The following is an 11639-nucleotide window of genomic DNA, read 5'->3' on the forward strand; positions in this document are numbered from 1 at the left end:
TGACTTTTTTTAATCTCCACGCAACAATGCCTTGCGAGAAAGGCTTGCTTGCGTAGACTCCCAGTCGTCATTGCGAGGAGCGAAGCGGCGTGGCAATCTCATGAAATGATAACAAACTCCTGAGATTGCTTCGTCAATTGCTATGCAATTTCCTCGCAATGACGATATCCGGCCTTAATATAATTAAGATAAATATACTTCCTTATCTAAAGTATCTTCGCTGTTATCTATAATCATAGTAATTGTTGCATCGCCGGTAATATTGATAGTAGTACGTAGCATATCAAGTATTCGGTCAATACCGGCAATAATTGCTACTCCCTCTATAGGTAAGTGAACCGAAGAAAGAACCATAGGAAGCATTATCAAAGAGGCGCCGGGAATACCAGCTCCGCCGATAGATCCAAGTGTCGAGGTGAGAATAATTACTAAATAGTCATGAGGAGCAAGTGTTACTCCCATCATTTGAGCAAAGAATATAGTAGTAAGAGATAGATTTATGGCGAATCCGTCCATATTAATTGACGCCCCTATCGGAAGTACGAATGAAGTACTAGACTCTGAAATGCCAAGCTTTTCACGACAAACTTGCATAGTAGTTGCAAGAGTTGCCTTACTACTTGAAGTAGAAAAAGCAAGTATCTGATATTCAAAACTTTTTTTATAAAAAGGTATAGGGGAAACACGGCAGAATACATATATAAGTAAGCCGAAAACTAAATATTGAAATGTCATTGCCACAACTACCGCTACAACAAGTTTCGATAAACTAATCATTACTTCAACTCCCTGCATGCCTACAATCCAGCCTGTTAAAGCAAAAGCACCGTAAGGGGATAATTGAATAACAAACGATATCATTTTTAATATTAATTTTGACATTACATGAATTAAATCAGTCACAGGTTCACCGATAGATTTCATTTTGTTTAAGGTAGTCCCAACAAAAATAGCAAAAAATACAACTTGCAAGACATCACCGTTTGCAAAAGCCCCAACAGCATTATCAGGGACGATATTTACAAAAAAATCAATTATATTAAATGAAGCTCTACTTGTCGTTCCTGAAGAGGTAAAATCTATATGTATGCCTACTCCCGGCTTTAATACTAAGGCAACAGTAAGCCCAAAAACCGTGGCAAAAAAAGTAGTACCTAAAAAAGCAGCTACCGCTTTCATTCCTACTCTGCCAAGGGCGGAAGTATCATTCATACTAGTGATACCGGAAACCAAGCTAAAGAAAATTAAAGGGGTAATGATCATTTTTATCAAGCGTAAGAAAATGTCACCGATAGGTTTAATATAATTAACATATTGTGGTAAGTATATACCAAATATAATACCTAAGATTAACCCTAAGGTAACTTTTTGCCATAATTTCATAATTTACTTACTTAATTTTTAAATTTGCTCGACTATAAGTTTATTTACTATTTTGGTCAATCCATTCTAAGTACTTTTGAAAGCCATAGTCAATATTTATTTTTATTATTTGCGGTAATTCATAATTATGAATTTCAAGGAGTTTATTTTCAATTTCGTTATAATTAGAAGATTTTGTTTTAATTACAAGTCTATATTCGGTTTCTAAAGTTACTCTCCCATCCCATCTAAAGTAACTTTTGACATCGTCAATTTGAATGCAGACAGCAAGATTTAATTCTAACAAAACAGATGCTATTTTCTCGGCAATTTGCAGATCATTTGTAGTAGTTAAAATTAAACAGTAATCTTGCATACTCGATGGACTTGAAAAATTGGCTACGTCATCTTTGTAAGTCCTCGGATGCTCACGTACTTTTGTACGCTCCGCTCCTCTGCTTACAAATTCCTTGCTCTTTTCCAAGTTGATCTTCGTATGACTCCTCTTCATTCTATAAAGATACACACTTAAACCTCAACAAAACAATTAGGTGTTTCATATAGTTTTAGGCTCGCTACGAAGAAGTTTTGACCTACGAAAAGTTTAGGAAAAATTTCATTCTTTAAATGCGTCGCTATATTTTCTGCAGTTGGGTTATTCTGCATGTAATATATTTTTTGACCGGTACAATTTTCTATTTGCCGCCCCATTTCCTTATCGTCTTGATGTAGGATTAAGCTATGATCAAAATTTTCATCAATCCATTTTTTAGCTGCATCCTTAATTAAACCAAAATCGATTACCATACCAAGTTTATCGGTTTTGTTTGCGGCTATAGCGATCTCAAGAACATAGCGATGACCGTGCAGGAATTGACATTTATTTTGATGCCCTATAATTCTATGTCCTGCATCGAACTCAATACGACGAGTACATTTTATCATTATTGTATATTTCCTTTCTTTGAATAATTTTACTTTTTTTCAAAAAGTAAAACGAGACCACGTCATTGCGAGGAAAAATTGAAAATTTTGACGAAGCAATCTCAGGAATTTGTTATTATTACATGAGATTGCCGCGCAGCCTACGGCTGCTCGCAATGACGATATTTTCTATAAATTCAACAATAACCTCTCAGGATTCTCGATTAGTTCCTTAATTTTTACCAAGAACGATACTCCTTCTTTCCCATCAATTATGCGATGATCGTAAGATAAAGCTATATACATCATCGGACATATTTCAATTTTACCGTCTATAACTACAGCTCTTTCCTCGGTTTTATGTAAGCCTAGAATACCTGATTGAGGAGGATTAATAATTGGTGTAGATAATAATGAACCATATACGCCTCCGTTAGAAATCGAGAATGTCCCCCCTGACAAATCAGCCATAGAAAGTTTACCTTCACGAGCCTTTTTAGCCAGAGTGCCTATAGCTTTTTCCACTTCGGCAAATCCCATTTTATCGGCATCCTTAACAACCGGTACAACAAGTCCTTGCTCTGTTCCGACAGCTACACCTATGTCATAGTAATTTTTATATACTAAATCATCGCCGTCTATTTCAGCATTTACCGACGGAATAAACTTTAAAGCTTCAATTGTTGCTTTAACAAAAAACGACATAAAGCCAAGTCTCACAGCGTGCTTTTTCTCAAACTCTTCTTTATATTGATTACGCAAGGCAATTACTTTTGACATATCAATTTCATTAAAAGTAGTCAAAATAGCTGCCGTATTTTGTGAATCTTTTAAACGCTGTGCAATAGTTTTACGCAAGCGTGACATACGAACACGCTGTACTCTTTCTTCATTAGTTTTGTTTACTGTAGGAGTAGAAGTAGCAGCAGACGGTGTGTTTATCGTTTCAAGCACGTCACCTTTGGTAATTCTACCGTCTCTACCTGTTCCTTTTATATTATTGGGATCAAGCTTATTTTCGGTAACTAATTTTTGTACGGAAGGAGCAAGAATATTATTAACCACGGCAGGTTTCTCTACAGGCTTTTCTGAAGTAGGTTGCGTAACTGCTTGAGCTTTAGCAGATTCATTATTAGTACCCGCAGTATTTGCAGCTGTCCCTTCATTTATTTCGCCTATTTCTTCGCCAACTGCTACATTTGCACCGTCAGTTTTCGATATTTTACCTATAGTGCCGTTACAAGGAGCATTAACTTCTAAAGTTACTTTTTCAGTTTCAATTTCTAACAGTAATTCATCGGTTTTAACCGAATCACCTTCTTTCTTATACCATTTGGCAATAGTTGCTTCCGTTACGGATTCTCCAAGCGATGGTACTATAATTTTAACGCTCATAATTTATTTTACTCCTATATTTTTATCGTCATTGCGAGGAGGCCTTGCCTGCATGGAGACCAAAGCCGTCATTGCGAGAAGAATTACAAAGTAATTCGCCGAAGCAATCTCAGGAGATGTGACGAGATTGCCACGTCGCTTCGCTTCTCGCAATGACGATTCGGGTATCCATGAGGGCGACGCCTTCAGTCGCTCGCAATGACGATTCTTAGGTAATATACCCCAAAGAATCACATCCCCAATGCTTCCCTTAATAGCTTCTCTTGCTGTTTATTATGCGCTTGCAGCGAACCTACTGCCGGAGAGGCCGATTCCTCTCTGCCTATATATTTAAATTCGTCATTAATTCCTGCTTCTTTTAAAGCATCGTTTAAGTGAGAAACTATATAACGCCAAGCTCCCATATTCTTTGGTTCTTCCTGACACCAAATAAATTCCTGCGTCCTATTATATTTTTTTAATAGTGATGCTACAAGTTTTTTTTCAAAAGGGTATAATTGCTCAAGCCTAATAATCGCTATGTTACTGTTATTGCCACGCATTACAAATAGATCGTAATATACCTTACCGCTACATAAAATTACTTTAGTAATATTGTTTGTGTCTAGTTTATTTACCTCATCTAAAACCGGTAAGAAAGTAGTATTTTCGCCTAGCTCATCAAGTTTAGATACGGCATATTTATGACGTAATAATGATTTCGGCGACATTACGATTAGCGGTTTGCGGGTATCATCAAGTATTTGATGACGTAGCAGGTGGAAAATCGAGGCAGGAGTAGTTGGATATGTAACATACATATTATCCTCAGCCGCTAGCTGCAAGAACCTCTCAAGCCTTGCCGAACTATGCTCAGGTCCTTGTCCTTCAAATGCGTGCGGAAGTAGGACCACAAGTCCGCTCATACGAAGCCATTTTGTTTCGCTGCTTGAAATAAACTGGTCAAAAATGATCTGAGCTCCATTAGCGAAATCACCGAATTGTGCTTCCCATAAAACTAAATTTTTTGGATTTGCGAGTGAATAACCATACTCAAAACCAAGCACCGCATATTCAGATAAATTACTATCGGCTACCTCGTATTTTGCTTGTGTCTTAGATAAATTATTTAGAGGTATATAGGTAGTATCGTCAATTTGGTTGTGCAATACTGAATGACGATGCGAGAAAGTACCGCGTCCGCAGTCTTGTCCGGTTAGCCTTATATTTGTACTTTCGCTAAGCAAGCTTGCAAAAGCTAGCTGCTCAGCTGTTGCCCAATCAATAGGCTGATCGTTAGTCAGATTAGCTTTTCGAGCTTCAAATAGTTTTACAAGTTTTGGATTAACGGCAAAATCTTTCGGTATTTCGCATAGTTTAGTTCCTAAATCTTGTAATGTTTTTTTTTCGACGCCCGTTATTGCAGCTTGTGTAGAGGTGCGAGAAATGCCTTGCCATAACCCACCTAAGAAATGTACTTCCGGCTTATAACTTTTTGCCTGCTCATATTCCTTATCTAGTCTTGCTTTAAATTCTTCTTTTAACTTAGCAAAATAATTATTATCAATTATACCGCTTTTTACTAACTCATTTGCGTAAATATTTCCAGGGGTCGGTTTGCTTTTAATAATATTATACATCTTACCTTGAGTATACATCGGCTCATCGCCCTCATTATGCCCGTATTTGCGGTAACAAATAATTTCTACCACAACATCTTTACCGAATTTTTGCCTGTATTCTACTGCAATATTAGTTGCTTTTAATACCGCTTCTATATCATCACCGTTAACGTGCAAAATCGGAGCAGCTATGATTTTAGCAAACTCCGTAGAATATCTGCTAGATCTAGTATCCGCAGCATTTGCCGTAAAGCCTAGTTGGTTGTTAATTACGAAATGTAATATCCCGCCGATATCATAAGCAACAAGCGGCGACATCGACAAGCACTCTGCAACTACTCCTTGACCGCAAAAAGCAGCGTCACCATGCATTAGAATGGCCTTAACTTTATTGCGTTTAGCATCGTTAAGTATATCCTGTTTTGCTCTTACTTTCCCTGCAACTATAGGATTTACTGCCTCTAAATGGGATGGATTATCGGCAAGTGATAAATGTATTTTTTTATCCCCAATGACTCTAACAGATGAATAGCCTAGATGATATTTCACGTCACCTGAAACATTTAATTCATCAGGAAATACACTACCGCTTATGAAACTCGCAATAACGGCTTTATAAGGTTTGCCGACTACTTTAGTCAGAGTGTTTAATCTCCCTCGATGCGCCATACCAATAACGATTTCTTCAACGTCTTGATTCATGGATAAATCTATAGCTTTACTCATAGCAACTATAGAAGCATCTCCGCCTTCAACGGAAAAACGCTTAGCTCCTGGGAATTTAGTATGTAGATACTGCTCAAACCCTTCTACTTCTACTAAATCATTTAAGATAGTTTTTTTGTCTTCAGAAGAAAATGTAACTTCACTTTCTAGCTTATTATATAACCAATTTTTTTCATCTACATTTTCTATTTGCTCAAATTCAACACCGATAGAACCTGTATAAACTTTATCGAGCTTGGTAATTAATTCAGATAATTTACAGTTCCAAGTACCGACAAATTCATCCGTGATATTGATATTTTCCTCTAGTTGACTGTTATCAAGGCCAAAAGTTTCTATATTAAGCTTTAAATCATTTTTTGTTTTACGTAGCTCAAGACCAAGCGGGTCAAGATTCGCTAAATAGTGAGCATGCTTGCGATAAGCATTGATCATTGCTTTAGCTTTTAAACTAGACATCTTTCCAAACTTCGCTTCTAGAGGTAATTTAGACGTCGATCCGGTACTCGNATCCTCACGTATGTCTATATACGCTGCGGTACTGCGTTCCGTGTCTCCTTTAAGTTCCTCTCTATAAGCTGGTTTGGCAAGGTGTCTGTTATTTAAGACTTCAGAAGATAGATTATTATTTAGCGGTTCTTTTTTTATTTCATAAGGAATAATTATCTTTGCCGTACTTTTATTAAGCACGGTACTATTATCCTTAATGCCGGCAAAAAATTCTTGCCAAGTTTGATCAACCGAGGCGGGATTGGCTAAATATTGCTTATATAGCTCTTCAACAAAAACGGCGTTCCCGCCAAATAAATAACCTGTTTTTTTTAAGTCTTCTGCCATATTATTGTTTGATTAACGTCATTGCGAGGGATACGGGAGTCGTCATTGCGAGTAGCCATAGGCTGCGTGGTAATCTCGTCAAATATCCTGAGATTGCTTCGTCAATTACTTCGTAATTTCTTCGCAATGGCGTTTCAGTATCCACGCAGGCAATGCCTTCTTGCAATGACAGTTTTATTACTATAAATATTTCCCCTCTAAATACCTTATATACACTTCAGGATTTATCTTGTCCTCACCGCTAGCACTTTTTAATAAATCGGCTGAATTTTTTAACGAGCCGAGATTTCTAAAATTCTTATTTAGATAATTATTTAGATTACTAAAATCACCCTTTAATATATCATCTTTTATATTAGGATACATCTCTTTTACTTTTTTCATCACCATTGATGCGATAATTGCACCGTTTGTATAGGCGGGAAAGTAACCGAAATTTCCGTGTGACCAGTGAATATCTTGAAGACAGCCATTACTAAAGCTTACCGGTTTTAGCCTCAAATATTCTTGCATCTTATTATCCCAAAAGCTTGGTAACTCATCAAGATTCAAATCCCCGGTGATGAGCAGCTCCTCTATCTCAAAACGTAATATTACATGCAGAGGGTAAGTTACTTCATCTGCATCCACTCTTATAAAATCAGGTTTAACTTTAGTAATCTTTCTATATAAATTTTCTGCTGAATATTCTTCGCTTTTAAAAGCAAATTCGTCTCGAAGTAATTTGGCTAAAAATTCTGTAAATTCTCTTGATCTACCTACTTGCATCTCCATAAATAAAGATTGGCTTTCATGAAAAGCCATACCTTTAGCACGTCCTACCGGTTGTCCTTTATACATTTCCGGTAGATTCTGCTCATATAGAGCATGACCTGTTTCGTGAATAATTCCCATTAAACCGCTTATGAAATTATCTTTATAATACCTAGTAGTTAAACGTATATCGTTTGGTGTTCCACCGCAAAAAGGATGAGTAGATTCGTCTAAGCATCCTTTTGTTAGATCAAACTGCATAATTTCCATAATGCGTTTTCCGATACGTTTTTGCATTTCAGGAGCTAGTTCGGTGTTCTTTACTAGTTCTTTCTCGCTTTTCTGTTTTTCTAAAACTTTATTTATGAGTTGTGGGAGTTCTTTTTTAAGCACTGAAAAAACTTGTTTGATTTCGCTACTTTTTCTGCTTGGATCAAACATATCTATTAATGAGTCGTATAATCCGCAATTAAAAGCATCTGCTCGTACTTTAGCAACTTCTCTCGTATAATCTAAAACTTTTTGTAAATGCGGTTTGAATAAATTATAGTCATTATTTTTTCTTGCTTCTCGCCAAACAAGTTCAGCTTTGGTAGTCGCTGCTACTAGTTTCTTTTGTAGCTGCTCATCTATACAATTTGCATCTATTATTTGCCTCTCAATCTCTCTAATATTACCATTCTGCCATTCATCAAGGTTCTTTGATTCTTCTTTTGCCTTGCTAACTAACTCTTTTAGCATAGGAGATTTGAGCAGCGAGTGAACGAGCGACGTTAAAGTTACTATTTCGTTTGTTCTACTCTCACCTGAACCCATAGGCATATTTACGGCAATATCCCAGTATAATATGCCCAATATATTATTAAAATGCGAAATGGTCGCAAATTCGTTTTCTAATTTTGTGTAGTTGCTCATATGTTCCTTGTTTTTTGTCATTGTGAGGAGACGCTATAAGCGTCGACGAAGCAATCTCGGGTGAATTCCTGAGATTGTCATGCCCCTTTCAGTCGCTCGCAATGACGATTAATGATCCACGATACCCAGCAATGACGATTATTACAAATGCAACAACTCTTTTGCTGCTTTTAAACTTGCTTCGGTGATTGTCTTACCTGAAATCATGCGGGCGAGTTCCTCCTGTCTCTCAGCTAAATTTAAAGCTTTTACCGTTACTTTTGTTTCTTTCTCTAGCTGTGTTTTCTTTATTTTTATATGCAAATCTGCTTTACCTGCTACTTGCGGCTGGTGCGTAATAACTATTACTTGAGTAACGCTACTAAGTTTTTTTAATCGCTCACCTACTTTATCTGCGACCTCTCCGCCAATCCCAACATCTATTTCATCAAATATAATAGATGGTTTTACCATTTTATCAAACAAAGAAGTTTTTAAAGCAAGCATGAACCTTGATAATTCACCGCCGGAAGCGATTTTATTGATTGCTTCGGTTGCCATTCCGGGGTTAGTAGAAGCTTTAAACACAACATCATCATTACCGCCGGCTGTCGGCTCTTTTCCGGCGATTATCTCAATCTCAAAAATTGCTTTCGCCATTTTAAGCTGTTTTAGCTCCTGATGCAACGATTCTTCTAGATGTTTTGCGGCAATAAGACGCTTTACGGATAAATCGCTTGCTAGTTTATAATATTTTTTCTGTAATAGCACTTCTTGAGCTTTTAACTCATTACTATTCGCTATTTTGTTTTTTAATATACCGAGCTGCTTTAAAGATTTATCTAAAAATATACCCAATTCATCAGCAGGAACATTATATTTGCGGCTAATAGCTTTTATTAAAAATAATCGTTCTTCTGTTTCTTCAAGATTATATTCCTCATAATTAAAACTATCTAACAGATTTGATAATCCTTGGCGTGCTTCTTCTAGGTTATTATAGGCTTCTTCTAAGCTTGTAGCAATAGCTTCAAAACGCTCATTATCGCCTTGCCTTGCTAATAATTTCTCTGCTCTATTAATCGATGTATTTATTTCGGGGTTATTAATCTGTTCTAGAATATCTTTTATTAACTGTAAATCCTTATCTTTATTTTGCAAATCTTTTCGTATATTTGTAAGTTTCTCTTCTTCGCCTATGTGAATATTAAGCTTAGTTAATTCTTCCGTTGCAAAGCTCAAATAATCGATTTCTTGGTTTATAGAATTTTGTTTAAGTGTTATTTCAGCAATTTCTTTCCGAGTATTTTGCCAAGTCTGATAACATTTGGAAAGCTCGACTCGGAAGTCCAAAAGATTTCCGTAACTATCTAAAATATCACGCTGAGTATTGGCGTATAGAAGGGAAATATTATTATTTTGTCCATGAAGTTCAAATAAATAAGTAGCTAATTGCTGCATTATAGCTTTATTAACTACTTGATTATTAATAAAAAAATTTTTTCGCCCTTCGGCTTTTTGCAAACATTTTACAAGCAATAACTCTTCAGGCTCAATAAAATTTTGGATTAGAAAGTTTTTTATCTCTTCATTTAAAGAGAATATTATATTAACAACAGCGTAATCTTTTCCACGCTTTATTATATTGTTTGAAGTTTTATAACCAAGGCAAAATAAAATAGCGTCAAGTAAAATAGATTTACCAGCTCCCGTTTCACCGGTAATAACGCATAAACCTTTATTAAACTCAATTTCCAGCTCGTCTATCAGAATGAAGTTTTTGACTGAGAGACTATGAAACATAGTTATACTCGATGAATTTGAAAAGCTGCGTTGTACGGTTCGTTTATTTCATTCCCGCGGAAGCGGGAATCCAGCGTAAAGTGAGATAAATCGAGCTTTAAAAAAAGCTTTAAAGTACTGGATTCCCGCTGCCGCGGGAATGACATCGAACATTTTTTAAGAACCATGAATATCTTACTACTTAACCAACTTATATGCGTAACTATACCACTGATTATCAGGATCATTATAACCTAGCACCGAGGCGTATTTCTTTGCTTCATCCGGCAGCCCAAGCATCATATAGCTTTCAGCTAAACGGTAAAGAGCTTCTACCGAGTGAGAAGTAGTTTGATAATTATCAATTACCTCTTCAAATCTGTTAATTGCTGCCATCGGATTCTTATTCTTTAAGTAGAACCGACCTACCATCATCTCTTTACCTGCTAAATGATCGTTTACTAAGTCGATTTTTAAAGATGAATCAATAGCATATTTAGTATTTGGGAATTTTGCTATTACATCTTCAAAACTATCTTTAGCTAAGAAAGTTCTAGATTGATCATGATATACGTCTGAAATTAACATATAATATGATAATGCTTTAAGGTAATATGCATAAGCAATGTCAACATTTGCAGGGTGCAAATTAATGAACATATCAAGTACGTCAACCGTTTCTTCATATTGAGCGGCAAGGAATAAAGAATAGGCCTGCATCAATTCAGCTTGCGGCGTCATTTCATTACCTGGATGTTGGTAAAATACTCTTCCGAATTCTTCCGCAGCTTTCTTATATTTTTTCTTTTCTAACAAAGTAACACCTTCGTTATAAAGCGTAGGTATAGGAACTACTATATCATCACTGTTTTTTTTGCTTTTACAGCCACTTAAAGATAGGCCTATAATAAAAAAGATGCTTAATAATTTTGTTAATTTCATAGGAACTTAAATTCAGTTAATAACTAAATATACATATAGGCTTAAAGAATTTCAAGGATTCAATTAATAACATGATATAAATTGTTGGTGTTTACAATAAAATCATATAGTAGACTCCTCTATAAGCGGATTATTTCCTAATAAATTAATATCGCATCGAGTAAGTACATCTTTTATCATATTATCGTTAATTAAATCATCCGTATTAAAGAAGTTATTAACTGTAGCTAATGACAATATTTTTAAAGATAAAACTGGCTGGTTAACTGCTTCAGCATTAATATAAGCATTATAAAACTTATGTTCAAATTTTTCATTTTTACAGTCATGATATTTCTTTACATGAAATAAAGCATTTAAATATTTTTGAAAATTTTTATCTAATATATTATGTGGTCATGCCTCCATATTGCAGTTACGCCT

The 11639-nt window shown here is 35.7% G+C and carries 10 protein-coding genes; all 10 read right to left on the bottom strand.

Annotated features, from left to right (window positions below):
- Positions 1–183 precede the first annotated feature (183 nt).
- The 10 genes from KYQ89_RS02240 to KYQ89_RS07660 all read right to left on the bottom strand — a co-directional run bounded on the left by KYQ89_RS02240 (position 184) and on the right by KYQ89_RS07660 (position 11453).
- On the bottom strand, positions 184–1383 hold the full coding sequence (locus tag KYQ89_RS02240; protein ID WP_218460227.1) for a dicarboxylate/amino acid:cation symporter: 1200 nt from the start codon (positions 1381–1383) through the stop codon (positions 184–186).
- Positions 1384–1423: 40 nt separating this feature from the next.
- Positions 1424–1738 carry a divalent-cation tolerance protein CutA gene (cutA, locus tag KYQ89_RS02245; RefSeq protein WP_256621200.1) on the bottom strand — a complete coding sequence of 105 codons (315 nt, stop codon included), beginning with the start codon at positions 1736–1738 and terminating at the stop codon, positions 1424–1426.
- 152 nt (positions 1739–1890) lie between these two features.
- The gene (locus KYQ89_RS02250) at positions 1891–2307 is read right to left on the bottom strand and encodes a 6-pyruvoyl trahydropterin synthase family protein (protein ID WP_218460228.1); all 417 of its coding nucleotides are present in this window, start codon (positions 2305–2307) and stop codon (positions 1891–1893) included.
- Positions 2308–2475: 168 nt separating this feature from the next.
- The gene (gene odhB / locus KYQ89_RS02255; protein ID WP_218460229.1) at positions 2476–3681 is read right to left on the bottom strand and encodes a 2-oxoglutarate dehydrogenase complex dihydrolipoyllysine-residue succinyltransferase; all 1206 of its coding nucleotides are present in this window, start codon (positions 3679–3681) and stop codon (positions 2476–2478) included.
- 3 nt (positions 3682–3684) lie between these two features.
- Positions 3685–3915: a hypothetical protein gene (locus KYQ89_RS02260; protein ID WP_218460230.1), complete on the bottom strand. Its 231-nt coding sequence runs from the start codon at positions 3913–3915 to the stop codon at positions 3685–3687.
- Positions 3912–6845: a 2-oxoglutarate dehydrogenase E1 component gene (locus tag KYQ89_RS02265; RefSeq protein WP_218460231.1), complete on the bottom strand. Its 2934-nt coding sequence runs from the start codon at positions 6843–6845 to the stop codon at positions 3912–3914. Before KYQ89_RS02265 ends, KYQ89_RS02260 begins: the two co-directional genes overlap by 4 nt.
- Positions 6846–7025: 180 nt before the next feature.
- Positions 7026–8513 carry a carboxypeptidase M32 gene (locus tag KYQ89_RS02270; RefSeq protein ID WP_218460232.1) on the bottom strand — a complete coding sequence of 496 codons (1488 nt, stop codon included), beginning with the start codon at positions 8511–8513 and terminating at the stop codon, positions 7026–7028.
- A gap of 141 nt (positions 8514–8654) precedes the next feature.
- Positions 8655–10295, bottom strand: a complete 1641-nt coding sequence (gene recN / locus KYQ89_RS02275) for a DNA repair protein RecN (protein WP_218460233.1) — start codon at positions 10293–10295, stop codon at positions 8655–8657.
- A gap of 177 nt (positions 10296–10472) precedes the next feature.
- Entirely contained in the window at positions 10473–11216 is a 744-nt protein-coding gene (locus tag KYQ89_RS02280; protein WP_218460234.1) for an outer membrane protein assembly factor BamD, read from the bottom strand.
- Positions 11217–11318: 102 nt separating this feature from the next.
- Positions 11319–11453, bottom strand: coding sequence for a hypothetical protein (locus KYQ89_RS07660; protein WP_256621199.1), 135 nt, complete (start codon positions 11451–11453; stop codon positions 11319–11321).
- Positions 11454–11639: the final 186 nt, after the last annotated feature.

This window comes from Rickettsia sp. TH2014, assembly GCF_019249195.1.
GTDB lineage: Bacteria > Pseudomonadota > Alphaproteobacteria > Rickettsiales > Rickettsiaceae > Rickettsia > Rickettsia felis.

What these genes read in the sequence shown, in the direction of transcription:
- KYQ89_RS02240 (WP_218460227.1), bottom strand. Translation starts at nt 1,383, where the DNA reads ATGAAATTATGGCAAAAAGTTACCTTAGGGTTAATCTTAGGTATTATA.
- cutA (WP_256621200.1), bottom strand. Translation starts at nt 1,738, where the DNA reads ATGCAAGATTACTGTTTAATTTTAACTACTACAAATGATCTGCAAATT.
- KYQ89_RS02250 (WP_218460228.1), bottom strand. Translation starts at nt 2,307, where the DNA reads ATGATAAAATGTACTCGTCGTATTGAGTTCGATGCAGGACATAGAATT.
- odhB (WP_218460229.1), bottom strand. Translation starts at nt 3,681, where the DNA reads ATGAGCGTTAAAATTATAGTACCATCGCTTGGAGAATCCGTAACGGAA.
- KYQ89_RS02270 (WP_218460232.1), bottom strand. Translation starts at nt 8,513, where the DNA reads ATGAGCAACTACACAAAATTAGAAAACGAATTTGCGACCATTTCGCAT.
- recN (WP_218460233.1), bottom strand. Translation starts at nt 10,295, where the DNA reads ATGTTTCATAGTCTCTCAGTCAAAAACTTCATTCTGATAGACGAGCTG.
- KYQ89_RS02280 (WP_218460234.1), bottom strand. Translation starts at nt 11,216, where the DNA reads ATGAAATTAACAAAATTATTAAGCATCTTTTTTATTATAGGCCTATCT.